General features: G+C 39.4%; 18 protein-coding genes. 7 read left to right on the top strand and 11 right to left on the bottom strand.

Annotated features, from left to right (window positions below):
• Nucleotides 1–25: 25 nt before the first annotated feature.
• Nucleotides 26–1,762: a phospho-sugar mutase gene (locus tag GSQ74_RS04090; RefSeq protein WP_158990346.1), complete on the bottom strand. Its 1,737-nt coding sequence runs from the start codon at nt 1,760–1,762 to the stop codon at nt 26–28.
• A gap of 224 nt (nt 1,763–1,986) precedes the next feature.
• On the opposite strand from GSQ74_RS04090, the gene GSQ74_RS04085 reads away from it, so the two are divergent.
• Together GSQ74_RS04085 and GSQ74_RS04080 are read left to right on the top strand one after the other, a co-directional pair.
• Nucleotides 1,987–2,385, top strand: coding sequence for a DoxX family membrane protein (locus tag GSQ74_RS04085; protein WP_158990344.1), 399 nt, complete (start codon nt 1,987–1,989; stop codon nt 2,383–2,385).
• A gap of 348 nt (nt 2,386–2,733) precedes the next feature.
• Entirely contained in the window at nt 2,734–3,600 is an 867-nt protein-coding gene (locus GSQ74_RS04080; protein ID WP_158990342.1) for a beta-1,6-N-acetylglucosaminyltransferase, read from the top strand.
• Here GSQ74_RS04080 and GSQ74_RS04075 read toward each other — a convergent pair.
• Nucleotides 3,592–4,542: a Smr/MutS family protein gene (locus GSQ74_RS04075; protein WP_158990340.1), complete on the bottom strand. Its 951-nt coding sequence runs from the start codon at nt 4,540–4,542 to the stop codon at nt 3,592–3,594. The genes GSQ74_RS04080 and GSQ74_RS04075 overlap by 9 nt on opposite strands.
• A 502-nt stretch (nt 4,543–5,044) precedes the next feature.
• Here GSQ74_RS04075 and GSQ74_RS04070 point away from each other — a divergent pair.
• Nucleotides 5,045–6,919 (top strand): M1 family metallopeptidase, encoded by a 1,875-nt coding sequence (locus tag GSQ74_RS04070; RefSeq protein ID WP_158990338.1) that lies wholly within the window; start codon nt 5,045–5,047, stop codon nt 6,917–6,919.
• 188 nt (nt 6,920–7,107) lie between these two features.
• Here GSQ74_RS04070 and GSQ74_RS04065 read toward each other — a convergent pair whose 3' ends face one another.
• The 4 genes from GSQ74_RS04065 to msrA all read right to left on the bottom strand — a co-directional run bounded on the left by GSQ74_RS04065 (nt 7,108) and on the right by msrA (nt 9,094).
• The gene (locus GSQ74_RS04065) at nt 7,108–7,485 is read right to left on the bottom strand and encodes a YtxH domain-containing protein (protein ID WP_158990336.1); all 378 of its coding nucleotides are present in this window, start codon (nt 7,483–7,485) and stop codon (nt 7,108–7,110) included.
• A 148-nt stretch (nt 7,486–7,633) separates the two neighbouring features.
• Entirely contained in the window at nt 7,634–7,828 is a 195-nt protein-coding gene (locus GSQ74_RS04060) for a cold-shock protein (protein WP_158990334.1), read from the bottom strand.
• A 120-nt stretch (nt 7,829–7,948) separates the two neighbouring features.
• Nucleotides 7,949–8,464 (bottom strand): peptide-methionine (R)-S-oxide reductase MsrB, encoded by a 516-nt coding sequence (msrB, locus tag GSQ74_RS04055; RefSeq protein ID WP_158990332.1) that lies wholly within the window; start codon nt 8,462–8,464, stop codon nt 7,949–7,951.
• On the bottom strand, nt 8,465–9,094 hold the full coding sequence (gene msrA / locus GSQ74_RS04050) for a peptide-methionine (S)-S-oxide reductase MsrA (RefSeq protein ID WP_158990330.1): 630 nt from the start codon (nt 9,092–9,094) through the stop codon (nt 8,465–8,467).
• A 297-nt stretch (nt 9,095–9,391) separates the two neighbouring features.
• On the opposite strand from msrA, the gene GSQ74_RS04045 reads away from it, so the two are divergent.
• Entirely contained in the window at nt 9,392–10,702 is a 1,311-nt protein-coding gene (locus GSQ74_RS04045) for an aspartate kinase (protein ID WP_158990328.1), read from the top strand.
• 117 nt (nt 10,703–10,819) lie between these two features.
• On the top strand, nt 10,820–11,971 hold the full coding sequence (gene lysA / locus GSQ74_RS04040) for a diaminopimelate decarboxylase (protein WP_158990326.1): 1,152 nt from the start codon (nt 10,820–10,822) through the stop codon (nt 11,969–11,971).
• Nucleotides 11,972–11,987: 16 nt separating this feature from the next.
• Here the strand turns inward: lysA and GSQ74_RS04035 are convergent, their stop codons facing one another.
• Entirely contained in the window at nt 11,988–12,296 is a 309-nt protein-coding gene (locus tag GSQ74_RS04035) for a hypothetical protein (protein WP_158990324.1), read from the bottom strand.
• A gap of 307 nt (nt 12,297–12,603) precedes the next feature.
• Here GSQ74_RS04035 and GSQ74_RS04030 point away from each other — a divergent pair, with 307 nt between their 5' ends.
• Together GSQ74_RS04030 and GSQ74_RS04025 are read left to right on the top strand one after the other, a co-directional pair.
• On the top strand, nt 12,604–13,743 hold the full coding sequence (locus GSQ74_RS04030; protein WP_158990322.1) for a GAF domain-containing protein: 1,140 nt from the start codon (nt 12,604–12,606) through the stop codon (nt 13,741–13,743).
• A gap of 178 nt (nt 13,744–13,921) precedes the next feature.
• Nucleotides 13,922–15,457 (top strand): S10 family peptidase, encoded by a 1,536-nt coding sequence (locus GSQ74_RS04025; RefSeq protein ID WP_158990320.1) that lies wholly within the window; start codon nt 13,922–13,924, stop codon nt 15,455–15,457.
• A gap of 261 nt (nt 15,458–15,718) precedes the next feature.
• On the opposite strand, the gene GSQ74_RS04020 is transcribed toward GSQ74_RS04025, so the two are convergent.
• From GSQ74_RS04020 to GSQ74_RS04010, 4 genes are read right to left on the bottom strand one after another with little or no spacing between them, the layout of a single operon-like run.
• Nucleotides 15,719–16,210 carry an isoprenylcysteine carboxyl methyltransferase family protein gene (locus GSQ74_RS04020; RefSeq protein WP_158990318.1) on the bottom strand — a complete coding sequence of 164 codons (492 nt, stop codon included), beginning with the start codon at nt 16,208–16,210 and terminating at the stop codon, nt 15,719–15,721.
• A 1-nt stretch (nt 16,211) separates the two neighbouring features.
• The gene (locus GSQ74_RS04015; RefSeq protein ID WP_158990316.1) at nt 16,212–17,270 is read right to left on the bottom strand and encodes a type III polyketide synthase; all 1,059 of its coding nucleotides are present in this window, start codon (nt 17,268–17,270) and stop codon (nt 16,212–16,214) included.
• A complete protein-coding gene (locus tag GSQ74_RS22965; protein ID WP_174236917.1) occupies nt 17,245–17,481 on the bottom strand; it encodes a VanZ family protein in 237 nt (78 codons plus the stop codon). The genes GSQ74_RS04015 and GSQ74_RS22965 overlap by 26 nt, the downstream gene beginning before the upstream one ends.
• A gap of 34 nt (nt 17,482–17,515) precedes the next feature.
• The gene (locus GSQ74_RS04010) at nt 17,516–17,749 is read right to left on the bottom strand and encodes a hypothetical protein (RefSeq protein ID WP_158990314.1); all 234 of its coding nucleotides are present in this window, start codon (nt 17,747–17,749) and stop codon (nt 17,516–17,518) included.
• Between the last annotated feature and the right edge of the window lie 46 nt (nt 17,750–17,795).

Here is a 17,795-nt window from a genome sequence, read left to right as displayed (position 1 = left end):
GGCTCTTTATAAAATGGCGTTTTTATTAAACACCCAGATCCTGCATAATAGCGGTTATCTTGTCGTCTAATTGCTTGTCTGTTTCTTTATAAACAGCGGCGCTGGCTAATTTGCCGTTAACACTGCAATAGAATTTTATCTTAGGTTCAGTGCCTGACGGGCGGGCAGATATAATGCTACCATCCGCGGTGATAAACTGTAATACATCCGATTCAGGGAAATCCAGTTTTGTGGTTGTGTTTGAAGTCAAATCAGTCTCCGTACCTTTCTCATAATCCTTCAAAGTAATCACCTTCGATCCACCCAAAGTAGCAGGTGGGTTGCTACGGAATTTTTCCATCATAGCTTTAATTTCTTCTGCACCGGCTTTACCTTTTTGGGTGATGGAGATCAGCTTTTCTTTGTAAAAACCATACTCGATATAAGTATTCAATAAAGCTTCAAATAAGCTGCTGCCTTTGTCCTTGTAATAAGCGGTCATTTCCGCAATAAACGCGCTCGATATTATGGCATCTTTATCCCTTACCAGTTCACCAATCAGGTAACCATAGCTTTCTTCGCCTCCGCCAATAAAGGTTTGTTTGCCTTCAAATTTGGTCATCAGCTCGCCAATGTATTTAAAGCCGGTTAGGGTATTGTAAAACTTAACGTGTTTGGCGTTAGCAATAGCCTCGATAAGGTTAGTGGTTACAATGGTTTTAACAATGTACTCGTTGCCGGTAAGTTTGCCTTTCTCCTCCCATGCGGTAAGCAGGTAATTTATAAGCATGGCACCGGTTTGGTTGCCGTTAAGTAATACAAACTCGTTGTCGGTGTTTTTTACGGCGATACCTACACGGTCGGCATCAGGATCAGTAGCTAATACTAAATCGGCATCAACTTCCTGCGCTTTTTTAAGGGCGAGGGTTAAAGCTTCTTTTTCTTCAGGGTTTGGATAAACTACCGTAGGGAAATTACCATCAGGTGTAGTTTGTTCATCAACCAAAATCACATTCTCAAAACCAAAACGTTTTAATGCCTGCGGCACTAAAGTAATCCCGGTTCCATGTATTGGAGAGTAAACTATTTTAAGGTCTTTTTGGCGACGGATAGCTTCTTTTGATACCGATAGTTCGGTGATCTTATCCAGGTACAGGTTATCTATCTTCTCTCCTATTATCTCGATGTTAGCATCAACCCTGTTGAATTTTATTTCATCAATACTTTTAATTGCCGCTACTTCATCCATTACAGCCTTATCCTCTGGCGATACAAACTGACCACCATCGGCACCATAGGCTTTGTAACCATTGTATTCTTTGGGGTTGTGTGACGCGGTAAGCATTACCCCGCTTTTGCAGCCTAAAGTACGTATGGCGAATGAAAGCTCTGGCGTTGGGCGTAAAGCCTCGAAAAAGTAAACATATATATCATTAGCCGAGAAAACTTCGGCGGTGATGTTTGAAAACAGATCGGCATTGTTACGGCTATCATGCGCTATAGCGACTTTAATTTTTTCGCCGGGATAGCTCTTTTTCAGGTGATTAGCCAGGCCTTGTGTAGCTGCTCCAAGGGTGTATTTATTAATGCGGTTTGTTCCCGGGCCCATGGTACCACGTAAGCCGCCGGTACCAAATTCAAGGTCGCGGTAAAAAGCATCAGTTAGTTCAGTATAATTTTTATCATCTATCAGTTTCTGAACTTGTTTTTTAACATCATCATCATAACTGCCCTGTAGCCATGAGTTCGCCTTTTGAAGAATGGCGGGATCTAATTCCTGCATAAGTACTGTATATTGTGTTTATTATTGATAATAAGTAGTGCCAAATATGATAATAATATCGGATACTATGTAGCAACCAAACAACAATAAACGCTTTGGGTTTTGCATAAATTAAATTGGTTACCCGCTAATTAACCGGAACGAAAAACCGGCTCTCCTGCAACAATCTTGTTAATCATCAACCTTATAAAACTTAATGATATGCTTTTTTGTAAATTAGTATAATGACAAGAGAAAGCACCACCTACTTACTGGCCCGCCTGCCCATAGGCATGAGCTTTTTAGGCCACGGATTACAAAGATTGCCCATCCTGACAAAATTTAGTAATGGTATGGTGACTAGCTTCGGCAAATCTTTTATCCCCGGTGCGTTGGTACTACCCTTTAGCTTCGGCTTGCCCTTTGTTGAGCTATTGCTTGGTATTTTATTATTATTAGGGCTTTTCACCCGTTTTGCCACCGTGTTGGGGGTAATTACTATGCTGGCGTTAATTTTCGGTTCAACATCGCTTGGGCAGTGGGATGGTGTGTTTATACAGTTAATGTACAGCGCTTATTTAGTTCTGCTGTATTACTTTTTGCCTTATAATACTGTTTCTATTGATGGCTGGCGCAATAAGTAATCTTTAGAAGCTGTTAAAAATAGTTCAATGTTGTTTTTCCACAGGCAACCATCTTAATATTCCTCCCGTAAATAGCTTATAATCAAAGCGCTTTATTTAACAGTTATATAAAATAAAGATTTTGTATATTTACAGTAATTACCCCTATTAAAATGAAACTAAGATTCACTAAATCAGGCATTATCGTGCCTAAAAAAAAGCCCTCGGCTAATTACTACAATAATTTACACTTTACTGGTTGATCGCTTTCTGAATAATGCTTTGTGTGCCTTTTATCATTGATGATAAAAGGCTATGATATTTTTATTGAAGAATTACTGATATATACACATTAAATACCCCTCATTAATGAAAATTGCCCATTTAATATTGGCACATAAAGACCCTCGTTTGGTTGAACGGCTGGTTAAAAAACTGCAACATAAGGATGCTGACATCTATATATTGCTGGATGCGAAATCGGATATAAATGAGTTTATTTATATCGAAAATATTCCGAATACCTGTTTTGTTGATAAAAGAATTAATACGGTTTGGGGCAATTACAGCATCATCGAATCCACTCTTAATGGTTTTGAATACATCCTTAAGTCGCATAAAAACTATACCCATATTAATTTATTAAGCGGGCAGGATTATCCATTAAAACCTATTGACGAAATACACCGTTTCCTGTTTGCTAACAGCGATAAAACGTTTATGCGCCTGCTATCCATTAATGATAATGAATGGGATCAGGGAAAAGAACGCCTTTTAAAATACAGCTTTGGCGATTACCATTATATATTTAAGTATAGGCTTCAGTATTTGGCAAACACTCTTTTACCGCAACGTAAAGTACCATTAAAACTAAGGCCCTATGGCGGCTCGCAGTGGTTAACTATCACACCACAGTGCGCGCTTTATACTATAAATTATCTAAAAAATAATCCGCAGCTAAAGCGCTATTTCAGGCGGACATGGGCTATTGATGAAATATTTTTTCAAACCATATTGATGAACTCCCCATTACGGAATAAACTCGTTAACGACAATTTAAGATTTATTGAGCAGTCGGGTAATACCCGCCCAACAATTTTCACCATGAATGATGCCGAAAGATTAAACGCATCAGGCAAACTTTTCGCCCGTAAATTTGACAACGATGTTGACACCCAAATATTAGATTACCTGGATACAATTATTGATGAGCCGGTAAAACAAGGGCTACTTTAATATCACCTTGGTAGCGCCATAACCAAACTTCTCTTTACGGGCATCCATAAAGGTTTGTATGCGGTTATTCTTGCTTAACAATTTATGCAATTCAAGTCTTAATGTACCGTTGCCCGATCCGTGTATAAAAGTAATATCAGGCAATTGATGTACAATAGCGGCATCCAGCGCCTTGTTAAAATATGTCAGTTGAATATTCAATATTTCGGAGCTTTGTAAAAACTGGTAATCATCGCGCAGTTTTTCAATATGTAAATCCACCTCACCGGTTGGCTTACTTATTTCCTTTTTCTCTTCTGCGGGTTTATGAAAGCTTTCTTTAAGTTTTTGCGCATCGATAACCAATTCGGGTTCATCAAGCTGTATTAACCAGCCTTGTGCATCAAGCAAAGGCAGTTTCTTTTTGGCACCGGCTAAATCTTTCGCTTTTAACTTTTCGGTTATTAGTAAAGGCGCTTCGGGTTTAATATTTTGCGTGGTATAAAAAGTGATATTAAATATAAACTTAGGCCATACCTGCATATCGGCCAATTGCGCCGAGTATATTTTTACCGCTTTTTTAGGCCCGATGATCTCCGCATGCTCGCCTTTGTATTTCTGCTGATCTTCGGTAGTTAAAGCTGCCAAAAGCTGGAAAGAAGTATCGTTTATCAGATAAAAATGAATAACAGAATTTACCTTCGCATCATTCACCAGGCCCAGATAAACCCCTTTGCTAATAAATTCCGCAGCAGGTATTTGCGCGATGTTTAGATCAGAAGCTGTACTTTTTGTACCATTGTTTTCGTACCCGTGTACAAAGGTTACTTTGCTGGCCAAAACCGGTATCTCAAAATCATCATCACCTGTAACACCAATCATTTGCTCATCAATAATGCGGGTTACAAAACCTTCCATTTTCTCATCAACAAACCGCACAAAATCACCTAATTTGTATTTCATATATTATATTATCTACTGCAAATGTACCCTATATTACCGCTAACCGGTAAAAATAAAACATACTATATTATCAGATTATTAGTTTTAATTTTGAGCAGATTAAGCACCTTACATCCATACATGCAACTGTTAGAGCACATAAACATAAGTGCTTGCAGCATGTTAAAATGATAGCCCCAAAATTAAAGATGAGAGAAGCAAGCCAATTGCTTACTGAATGTTTTGATGAATCAATAGATAATGATCATTTATTCATGCTAATATCTAAAGAATACATAGCTATAGATTAATCGCTATAAAAAAAAGAAGGCCATCTACTAATAGCAGATGGCCCGATATAGTTATTTAATACCCCTATTAAAATAACTCCTCAAAAATAGGAAAATATTTAATACCAAGCAAGCTATTTTAATTGTTGTAATATACTTGTTACCTTTTTTACTAGTGCTAAAACGTATTTTCGTACTTAATTTTAACTGACTTAATAAATAATTGTAACGTAATGAAGTATTTCATTTTATCCATGTTATGCTGTGGTTTTTTATTGCAGGGGCAGGCTCAAAGCTTGTACATCCCGCGCGATATTAAAAAAGCATACGAAAAAGGAACACGATCCGCAGACGGAAAACCCGGAAAAAACTATTGGCAAAATACCGGCAGGTATAACATTTCAATAACGGTATTGCCACCTAACCGTAATGTACAAGGCACCGAGCAAATAACCTATTTTAACAATAGCCCGGATACGCTAAAACAGCTTAATATGAAGCTGATATTAAACATCCACCGCCCCGGCGCAACCCGCTACGCCAACACCACTCCTGATTATTTAACCCAGGGCATACAGGTTGATTCCATATTTGTAAATGGTGCTAAAAAAGAATGGGATAACGCCAAGGCTTTAGGCACTAACCAATTTATAGCGCTGGGCCAGCCATTAATGCCCCATGACTCGGTAAAACTAAATATCACCTGGCACTATGAGCTATCGTTAAAAAGTGAACGCGAAGGCATGATCGATCCTACCACATTTTATATAGGTTACTTTTACCCGCGTGTGTCTGTTTATGACGATTATAATGGATGGGACAGGCTGGAGTTTAATGATCGTCAGGAATTTTATAACGACTTTAATGATTATACTTTAAAGGTAACCGTACCGAAAAACTTTATTGTTTGGGCAACAGGTACCTTGCAAAACCCTAACCAGGTTTTACAGCCGGAATATGCTAAAAGACTGCAACAATCAATGACAAGCGATGCGGTAATGCACATAGCTACTGCTGATGATCTGGCTAAAAAGAACATCACCGCGCAAAACGATCTGAATACTTGGGTTTGGACAGCTAACGACATCAGCGATCTGGCCGTTGGCGTGAGCGACCATTACGACTGGGATGCAGGGAGTGTTGTGGTTGATGACGCGACCCATCGTCGAGCCAGCATGCAGGCTGCCTTTGCCGATAATTCGGCAGACTTTCATTTAGCTGTTAAATGGGGATTGCATGCGCTGGATTATTTATCGCATGGCTTACCGGGTGTGCCCTACCCCTTCCCAAAAATGACGGCCTTCCAGGGCTTTGCGGATATGGAGTTCCCGATGATGGTGAACGATAGTCACGAAACTGATTTGGCCGATGCCGAGCTTTTGCAGGACCATGAAATGGCGCATACCTACTTCCCTTTCTACATGGGAATTAATGAAACCCGTTACGGCTATATGGACGAAGGCTGGGCAACCACGTTTGAACTATTTTTAGGTTATACCGAGGTAGGTAAAGCTGCCTCAGAAGAAGTTTATAGAAACTTCCGTGTGAAAAAATGGATATTCGACCCATCAACCAGCGAAGACCTGCCGATCATCACCCCAACCAGCGAATTAACCCGTGGCTATGGTAATAATGCTTATGTAAAACCATCATTAAGCTATATCGCTTTAAAGGATATGCTGGGCGATGAAGGCTTTAAAAAGGCATTGCACGTTTACATGAATAACTGGAACGGCAAACACCCAATTCCATGGGATTATTTTAACTCGATGAGTGCAGGATCGGGTAAAAATTTGAACTGGTTTTTCAACAACTGGTTCTTCACCAATAACTATATCGACCTTAATCTACAAAGCGTGAGTAAAGATAAAACCGGTTATATGTTAGCCATACAAAATATTGGTGGCTTTGTTATACCTTTTGATGTTAAAGTAACTTATGCCGATGGAACCACAGAAAGCCTGCACCAAACCCCTGCAGTTTGGGAGTATAACCAAAAGCAAATATCCGTTCATGTAAAAACCACCAAAGCTGTACAATCCATCTTTTTAGATAATGGTATTTTTATGGATGCGGATATTAGTAATAATAAGTGGGTGAGTAAGTAACCCGGCAGCGGGCAACCCTTTAAAGCCCTTTGTCATTCTGAGCGAAGCGAAGAATCTATCCGTTATACATGGCGCAAATGCCTGTCGATAGATTCTTCGCTCCGCTCAGAATGACAGAGAAGATTTAACATACAAACAAAGAAACCCGGCTTATGGCCGGGTTTCTTGCTTTATAAAAGCTGATTCAATTAGTTATGAACAATGGTGTTCAAATCATCAAGATTACTTTTTGCCTTTGCTTTAACATTGTTAAGGGCATCCTCGCCGTATGCTTTGGCCTGATCGGCAACATCACTTGCTTTTGATTTTATATTGCCGATTACATCATCGCCAACTAAGTCATTAATTTTTGTTTTGGCAGTGTTATAAACGTTATTGCTATAATCTTTAACGCCGCTGGCTGTTGTTTGCGCCTTATCTTTTGCTGATTCTATTAAATCATTAATGTATTCAGCTATACCGTCCCGGGTACTTGCTCCGCTATCTGGTGCTAATAATAAACCCAGTGCAGCGCCTGCTGCAGCACCAACTAAAAGTGCTGCTATAATCTTTGTTTGATCTTTCATATTCGTTTTCTTTTAGTAGATGAATAAATAAACAACACTATTTAACGTTTTAAGTTTAAACTAATTGCAAAAAAAAAGAAAGTATAATACAAAAAAAAAGCACCCACTCTGATGAGTGGATGCTGTACGATTGATGATTATATTATAATTAAATAACCTTTACATTTACCGCGTTCAAGCCTTTTCTTCCGTTTTCAACTTCGAATTCAACTTTATCGTTTTCACGAATTTCGTCGATTAGGCCTGTAGAATGAACAAATACATCCTGACCACCTGCATTAGGTGTGATAAATCCGAATCCTTTTGTTTCATTAAAAAATTTTACTGTTCCTTCTTTTTGCATTATATTGTTTATTAAAGCGCGCAAGTTAGGTATAATATTCCAAATACACTAATTATTGCAAATCATGACGTATGAGCGACTAATCACAAGACCCATAATTGAGTTTGAAACTGTTAATTATTACAATTTATCCGGCGCGAAATCCAATGATATGGAGTTCATACAAAAGCGTTTATAAGTTGGCGGCGGCCCGTCGTTAAATATATGGCCCAAATGCGAGCCGCACCTGGCGCATATTACTTCGGTACGTTTCATACCGTACGAATCATCTTCCCGGTATATCACGCTCCCCTTTCTAACCGGTTCAAAAAAGCTGGGCCAGCCGCAGGTGCTGGCAAATTTAGCATCTGATCGGAACAATTCATTCCCGCAAACCGCGCAATAGTACGTTCCCTTTGCATTGCTGTTCCAGTATTTACCAGTGAAAGGCTTTTCTGTATCTTGTTTTCTCGCTACAGCGTACAAGTCGGGTGGCAATATCTTTTTCCATTGGGCATCAGTCACCTTTAATGGTTTGGTATCTGTATTAGAATAATACGGGTTGTTGGCATGCCCTTTATCTGATTTAAGTTGCTGCGCATTTGTCAGCGTAATTGCACTGATGAAGATGCCGATGATAATTAGTGCTGATCTCATTTATTTTAGTTTGTCTTTAAAAGCGGCTTTAAATTTATCAAGCTCGGGTTGTATCACATTTTCGCAATACGGCTGGTGGGAGTTATTGTTAAAATAGTTTTGATGATAATTCTCTGCCTTGTAAAACGCTGTGTAAGGTACAACCTGGGTTACGATTGGTTTTTTATATGCTTTTACCGCATTTAGTTTAGCAATGTAATAGTTGGCTTTTTGTTTTTGTATAGCACCATGATAAAATATGGCGGAGCGGTATTGTGTACCCACATCATTACCCTGCCTGTTTAGTTGTGTTGGATCATGTGATACAAAAAAGGCTTGCAGCAATAGCTCAAATGATATTTTGGTAGGATCATAAATAATATTGCAGGCCTCGGCATGGCCGGTGGTGCCGGTGCAAACCTGCTCATAGCTTGGATTAGCCACATGCCCGCCCGAAAAACCGGAAACTACTTTTACCACACCACGTAATTGCTGAAACTTTGCTTCGGTACACCAAAAACAACCGGTAGCAAAGGTGGCGGTATCTAAATGTGTGCTTTTTATAGGATGATTGGGTTTATTATTGCTGTGTGCGGATGCGCTTAAGCAAATAGTAAGCGATAGAAATAATAAAAGGGTTATTTTTTTCATAGAATGTTAAAGACGATGTGATTTTTACCGGTTAAATATATAAACGTAAAAAGTGTGGTGAGCTATTATATTGTATAGAAAGTGATGCATTGGTGACAATAGCCCCCTCTAAATCTCCCCCGGTAGGGGAGACTTTAGTTTCATTCTTCTTTAAAGCCCTCCCTTCCGGGGAGGGTTGGGTGGGGCTAACATCATTTTTATTTTAATAATATTACCGATAACTCTTTAAAAATCCTATTTTTAGCGCCGCAAAATTGGTATGAGAATATCAACACATTATGGTATAAATTAACAAAAATGAAAGTTTTAAAATTTGGTGGAACATCAGTAGGCAGTCCCGAAAGGATGACGAAACTGTTGGACATCATCGATCCAACCGAGAGGCAGATCGTGGTATTGTCGGCAGTATCCGGAACAACAAACAATTTAGTGGAAATTGGCCAGGCTTACCTGGCCGGTGACAAGACCAGGGCCACCGAATTGATAAAGACGCTGAAGGATAAGTACGAAATTTTTATTAAGGAACTTTTAACCAAGCCTGAGTTTTTAGCACAAGGCAAGGAAGTGATCGACTATCATTTTGGCTTGTTAAGCAATTTAGCTAATGATCTGTTCACTACAATTGAAGATAAGATCATTTTAGCGCAAGGCGAATTATTATCGACTACCTTGTATCATGTTTATTTAAAACAGATCGGCGTGCCATCGGTATTATTGCCGGCGCTTGATTTTATGAAAACAGATGAGGATAGCGAACCAGTGGTTGATTATATCACCGAAAAGCTTACCCCGCTGTTGGCGAAACATCCAAATAACAACCTGTTTATTACCCAGGGATATATTTGCCGCAACGTTTTTGGCGAGATTGATAACCTGCGCCGTGGTGGCAGCGATTATACCGCGTCGTTAATTGGTGCCGGTATCCGCAGCGAAGAAGTACAAATCTGGACTGATATTGATGGTATGCACAATAACGATCCGAGGATTGTTAAAGGCACCAAACCTATCGCCCAGTTATCATTTGATGAAGCTGCCGAGCTGGCTTATTTCGGCGCGAAAATATTGCATCCGCAAAGCGTTTTCCCGGCACAAAAATACAAGATCCCGGTTCGCCTGTTAAATACAATGGACCCGCAAGCTGCTGGTACCTTAATTACCAACGATAGCGAAAAGGATAAGATCAAATCTATCGCCGCTAAAGATGGCATTACCGCTATCAAGGTGCAATCAAGCCGTATGCTATTGGCGCATGGTTTTTTACGCAAGCTGTTCGAGGTTTTTGAGCGTTATAAAACCTCTATCGATATGATCACCACTTCGGAAGTAGCGGTATCATTAACTATTGATGATACTACCTATTTAACCGAGATCAAAAAAGAGCTTAACGCTTTTGGTAGTGTTGAGATTGACGAGAACCAAACTATTATTTGTGTGGTTGGCGATTTTGGTGTTGAGAAGCACGGTTATGCCGCTAAAGTTTTAGAGGCGGTTAAGCATATCCCGTTGCGTATGATTTCATACGGAGGCAGCGATCATAATTTATCTATACTGATAAAAACTGAAGAAAAAACTGAAGCGTTAAGAAGCCTGCATAATAGGTTGTTTTAACAGCCCCTCCTAAATCCTCCCCGGTAGGGAGGGCTTTAAAATTTGGAGGAAATAAATTTATTAGATACCATTAATCATTATAAGTCTCCCCTACCGGGGGAGATTTAGAGGGGGCTTATGTTCAATACTACTATAACAAATAAATTCAAAGACTTAGAAACCCCATTCTACTATTATGATATGGGTGTTTTAAGGCAAACCTTAGAAGCCTGTACCAATGCTTCGGCTAAGTACGGCTTCCACGTGCATTATGCCATGAAGGCTAACTTTAACCCAAAGGTGCTGGATATGATCCAGTCTTTTGGTGTAGGTGCCGATTGTGTGAGTGGTAACGAAGTTAAGGCTGCTATTGAACATGGCTTTGATAAAGGCAAAGTAGTTTTTGCCGGGGTTGGCAAATCAGACAAAGAGATAAACTTCGCTTTGGATGCTGATATTTTTTGTTTTAATGTAGAGTCGGTACAAGAATTACACATTATAAACGATCTGGCGAAAGCCAAAAACAAAAAAGCTAATGTAGCCATCCGTATTAACCCAAATGTTGATGCTCATACCCACCATTTTATTACCACCGGGTTGGACGAAAATAAATTTGGTGTAAACATTTGGCAATTACCTGATGTGGCTAATGCATTACGCGAATGTACTAGCCTCCAATTCTTAGGTATCCATTTCCACATCGGTTCGCAAATAACGGATATGGAGGTTTATAAAAGCCTTTGTACCCGCATAAACGAAATGCAGGATTGGTTTGAAGACCACGGTTTCCCGGTTAAAGTATTAAATACTGGCGGCGGCTTAGGCGTAGATTATCATAACCCCGACACTAATGGAATGGCTGATTTTGAAAGCTATTTTGAAGTGTTTAAGAACTTTTTAAATGTAAAACCTGGTCAGGAAGTGCACTTTGAGTTGGGCCGTGCGATGGTTGCTCAAAGCGGATCATTGATTTCAAGGGTATTATACGTTAAAAACGGACAAAAAAAGAATTTTCTGATCTTAGATGCAGGCATGACGGAGCTCATCCGCCCTATGTTGTACCAGGCTTATCATGATATTGAAAATCTGAGCAGAGAATCAGGACAAAGCATAAAATATGATGTGGTTGGCCCAATTTGCGAAAGCACCGATTGTTTCCGTAAGGATGTTGACCTTCCTGAATCTTTCCGTGGTGATTTGATAGCCATACGTACAGCAGGCGCTTATGCCGAAGTAATGGCTTCAGGATATAACCTGCGGGATAAAGTGCAAAGCGTTTATTCAGCCTGATTACTTCAGGATTTTACTATCTGCTAAATACTAAAAAGCATAATGCTACAATGCTGATAGCTTCAAAAAGGTAGCAGATCACCGTTAGGGCTCGGGTTACAACTTTATTGGTTAAGGATATTGTTAAAATATTGAGCACTAAACCTGTGAATGCGACTCCCATTATCAGCATATCATGTGGTTCCACAAATGTGCTGTCAAGGGTATCGGGGGCTATCATCTTGTTGGCTACATAAAGCCCCAGGCATGCCAGTATAAAAATCCAGAAGGATGGTTTATTGATGGTAGCCATCCGGCTTAGCGGCAATGGTTTTTCGTCCTTCATTATCACAATCGAATAAATACTAATGTAGTGTTAATTCAAAAAAAACGACATATATTTTTAAGGTGTAATGAGATTATTAACTACAATAATTATTCATTAATTAACCCAGGTTACCCATAAGTTAATTTTAAATAAATTTTTTGTTTTTGTTTGAAAAACAACAACTAATAAATGGATATTTACGTTTACTGGAATGAAAATATTAAAAAAATAAAAATCGACCTGCAAAAAATATCGTAGTGTATTTAGGTATGTCATTTACTACTAAAATGGGACAACGTTTAACCGCTTACTCTATAATGTGCTAATGGATCGGGAACTTCACCGCCTGGAGGCTGTTAAACGTTTTAAAGAACTGGAACTTGATCCTGCCATCACGCAGGATTTAAATGATATAGTGGAGCTGGCGGCTCAAATATGCAACACACCTGCCGCACTTATAACTTTATTAGATGAGGATACGCAATGGTTTAAAGCCACTACAGGTATAAATATATTTAGCACTTCAAAAGAAATATCATTTTGCCAATTTGCTATTGAAGAGCAAGGTATTTCAATAGTTGGCGATGCCAAAGCTGATGATCGCTTTGCTAATAATCCCTTAGTTACAGGTGATCCCAATATTCGTTTTTATGCAGGCGCCCCATTAACCACCAAAGATGGCTTTAATGTAGGGACATTATGCGTAATGGACTTTGAAGCACGTGGGTTGGATGCACATCAACAAAAATCGTTAATGGTGCTATCAAAACAAGTAATTAATCTGCTTGAACTTAATTGGAGTTTGCAGGTTATGGCCCAGCAAAACGAACAGCAGCAGTACAATAAAAAAGCAATTGAAGACTCGGAAATTAAATTAAAAGCAGCCTTTGACAGTTCGTCAGATGTTCACGTTTTAGTTGGTAAAAATTTAGAAGTATTAGCTTTTAATAAACCTGCATCATTCTACATCAGAAGCATTTATCAGTACGAAGTTACTGTTGGCGATAGGATACTAAACTACGTCGACCCCAAAAACAAAAAACATTTCGCTAAATATTTCGACATTGCTTTTACAGGCAAAACCATCAAACATGATCTCTTAATACGACCGGGAACCCGGTTTGAATGCTGGCGCGAAATAAAACTGGTACCCATTAAAAACAACCATGACGAGATCATTGGCGTAGCGTTAAACTCGGCAGATATAAGCAGACGCAAGCAGCAGGAAAAACAAATTCATATTCAAAACGAGGCGTTAACCCGTATAGCCATTATACAATCGCACGAATTGCGCCGCCCTGTAGCTTCGCTACTGGGTTTCATGCACTTAATGAAGATAGAAGAATTAGAGTTTGACTATTTTGATATGATGAACTTGACCATTAACGAGCTGGACGAAAAGATCCGCATTATTGTAGCCGATTCCGAAAAAACGATTAGCAGCCCGCTTTCTATCGTAGCATAATCAAAACCAAAACTAAGCGTCTTCAGCTTGTGGTGGTGTTTTCACCGCACCACTTATTATTTACTTGCTTATTACGTAGGGCTGGTGCGGTGAAAACACCAACCAGAAGCTAAAATAATCCCCCTGTTTTAATTCAGAATAAAACCTTATTTTGGGCTATTCATTTTAAAGCCTCTTCATGAAATTTATCAGTACAACTTTAACATTAGTTTTAGCTGCATCGTTATTTACCCAAGCGCAAAATAAACGCAGCATACAGGTAACTGTAAAGGACTCCACCATTGAAAAAAGGGATACCATACCCGGTAAACCCGTAGTTACCTATCACCAGGTTACGGTTGATGGCAAAACCATCACCTACAAAGCCACAGCGGGCTATATGCCGATGCACGATAAGGATGATAACAAACTGCTAGCCAAAATATTTTACGTAGCCTATACCGCAACCAACAGCGGGCAAACCAAAGAGAAACGCCCCGTAACATTTGTATTTAATGGCGGACCAGGCTCGGCATCCATATGGCTGCATATGGGCGGTATATCGCCGGTTAGGGTAAAGTTTGCCAATGATAAAGGCGATGCTCCCGGAGCACCTTACGAATATGGCGAAAACCCAAATACCTGGCTTGCTTTTACGGATTTAGTATTTATCGACCCGATATCAACCGGTTATAGCCGCGCTTATAAGGGTGTTGATGTTAATCAGTTTCATGGTTATAACGAGGATCTGGCATCTGTTGGAGATTTCATCAGGCTATATATCACCAAGGATGAACGTTGGGCAAGCCCTAAGTTTATCGCCGGTGAAAGCTATGGTACAACCCGCGCCGCTGGCCTTTCGGGTTATTTAGCTGATCGTTATAACATCTATTTAAATGGTATCACCTTAATATCTTCGGTATTGAATTTCCAGCTGATTGATTTTAAGAATGGTAACGATATGCCATACATTTACTTTTTACCAACTTATGCTAACACGGCCTCGTATTATCATAAATTAACACCTGAACTGGAAAGCCTTACCCCTGCCGAGCTTACTAAAAAATCGGAAATATTTGCCAATGGCACGTACGCAAGATTTTTGAGTTTAGGCGATCAGGTTCCTGCTGATTTGACTAATTTGGTGATTGACTCCCTGAATTACTTTACAGGCATACCTAAAGATTATATCAGGAAAACTAATGAAAGGATTACCGATTCCCGCTTTTTCAAGGAAGTATTACGTGATGAAGGCAAGATTGTAGGCCGTTACGATAGTCGCTTTAGTGGTGAAGATATTGATGACGCGGGTGAAAACCCATCATACGACCCAAGTGATGCCAACCTAAATGGTTTATTTGTTGGCGCATTTAACGCTTATGTGCGTAAAGATTTAAACTACCGCAACGACATTCCATACGAGGCAATAACCAACGTATGGCCATGGAACTACAAAAATACAGAGAACGCTTACCTTGATGTATCAGAAACGCTGCGTAGCGCCATGACACAAAATCCGCACTTAAAAGTGAACATGATTTGCGGTTATTATGATTTGGCCACCCCGCTTTTCAATGCGGAATATGTGATTAATCACATGGGGTTACGTCCTGATTTGCGTGGCAATATCATTGTTAACTATTACAAAGCTGGCCACATGGTTTATGTAAGTAAAGAAACCGATGAGAAGCTTAAGACCGATGCGGAAGTATTTTATAAAAGCGCATTGAAGTAATATTCCTTTTGTCATTCCGAGGAACGAAGAATCTATCCGCTAATAACCATGCGGTGAGCCTATCGATAGATTCTTCACTCCGTTCAGAATGACAAGGTTAAAAAGAGGCTTGATTTTAGAACCAAGCCTTAATATTCCTTTTGTCATTCTGAGGAACGAAGAATCTATCCGCTAATAACCATGCGGTGAGCCTATCGATAGATTCTTCACTCCGTTCAGAATGACAAGGTTAAAAAAAGTCCGGTTAGAAACCGGACTTTTTTATTTAGCCCAAACTTTATTTTCAACACTGATTCTTACCGTAAGCATTATCGCATTTAATACCGTAAAGACAATAGCGGTATAATACAAATGGAATACCATCGGGATAATAGCTATCTCACATACTACAATAAAATAATTAGGATGCTTAAATAACTTATACGGTCCTTTTTTAACCGGACCAGCGCCGGGCACGCGGAATATTTTGGTATTCCAGTATCTACCTAATGAGGATAACGCCCAGAACTTGAACAACAGTAATAGCGCGAATAGTATCAGGAATACAAAATCAATAGGCGTATTGCCACGCAGTGTGTATTCTACAATAATGGAAATGATAAACAAAGTATGCAGCGCTACAATGAACGGGTAATGCTCTTTACCGTACTCTACTGCGCCCTGAGAGCGCAGCCATTTTTCGTTGCTTCTGGCGATGTACAGCTCTGATAAACGCTGGATAATGACGAATAGAATGAAGATGATGAAATACATGTTATTTATTCTTCATCTTTAATAAAACCATCTCGCTCGAAAAACCTGGGCCCATGGCCATCATTAATCCGTAACCGTCTTCAAATCCCTGCTCCATGAATTTTTCCAGTACATATAGCACCGTAACGCTCGACATATTGCCGTTATCGTTCATCACTTCGCGGGTTTTCTTTAAAAAATCGCCGTCAATAGGCAAAGCATCGGCATAAGCATCCAATACTTTTTTGCCTCCGGGATGAAAGATAAAATTCTTGATGTCACTTAATTGCAGATCATGTTTTTGCAGGAAGAGGGTGATATCTTCCAAAACATGCTCATTAATAAAGGTTGGAATATCTTTAGAAAATAGAACCTTAAAGCCCGTATCCTGAAACTCCCAGCCCATTACATCCAGCGAATCATAATACAGTTTGCTGCTGGCATCAAAATAAGTTACCGCTTTATCAATACCGTGATTATCGCCTTTGATAATACAAGCCGCTATACCATCCGAAAACAAGCTCGACCCTATGAAATTACTTTTACTGTAATCGCTTTTGATGAGTGTTAATGAGCAAAGCTCAACCGCTACTAAAAGTACAACCGCATCAGGGTTTGCTTGCGCTAAAGCATTGGCCTTTGCCATGCCCGATACGCCACCCGCACAGCCCAAGCCCCATATCGGCATACGGCGGATGTTGGGGTTAAGTCTCATTTTGTTGATGATGAGTGCATCCAAACTTGGCGTTGCAAGTCCGCTGGTTGAGAGGAATATAATGTCGGTAATATCATCTTTAGTGATGCCTGCCTTTTTAATTACATCCTCCACTGCCTGTACCGAATACTCTAATGCGGTATTGATATATTCCAGGTTACGCTCCTCAAATGTAGTTGTACTGGTGTAATAGGAAAGCGGTTTGCAAAAATTACGGGTTTTGATCTCGGTATTATCAAAAGCGAATATCAGCCTGTTGGTTTGGGGGAAGTTAGCTGAGAACATTAGCTGGGCTTGTTCTTTTACTTCCTGCTGAGATATTTTATAGGGTAGTTCAATTTTAGAGACTGCGGTTATAGAAGGCATATATTTTTTTATATAAGTACGTTTTTATAGCACATGTCGGTTGCCTTGCTGCTAAGAATGATTTATGAACCGGCCGTAAACAACTAAATGTAAGTATATAAGCCAAATTAACAGCTATTGTTTGCAGATTGTTACTGAAGCTTATCCCTAAAAAGACAGCTATAAAATAGCATAAAATAAAAAATGCCGCACAATGTGCAGCATTTAAAATTCTTTATATTGTTTTAATTTGAACCGGTAGACGATTAGTTATAACGGCGAGCTTTTTGCTCCCATGATGACATATAAAGGGTAAGACCCATTAAAAATACTACACCTGCGCTATAAGTAGGCCATGGCACAGATACAGCACCATACATATATGCCCAAAAACCTCCTGAATCAACTGCATTATCAGTTATAGGGTGATAAAACATGATAGTAAACACGATCATGGCAATTGCTGTTATTACCATTATAGATAAGCCTGCTTTTTTCATATGCTGTATAGTAGTATTATGCCACAAAGTTAAAAATGTTTACGAT

Origin of the sequence: Mucilaginibacter sp. L196 (genome assembly GCF_009765905.1) — a bacterium.
Classification (GTDB): domain Bacteria; phylum Bacteroidota; class Bacteroidia; order Sphingobacteriales; family Sphingobacteriaceae; genus Mucilaginibacter.
This window is presented reverse-complemented; position numbering and strand designations above follow the sequence as displayed.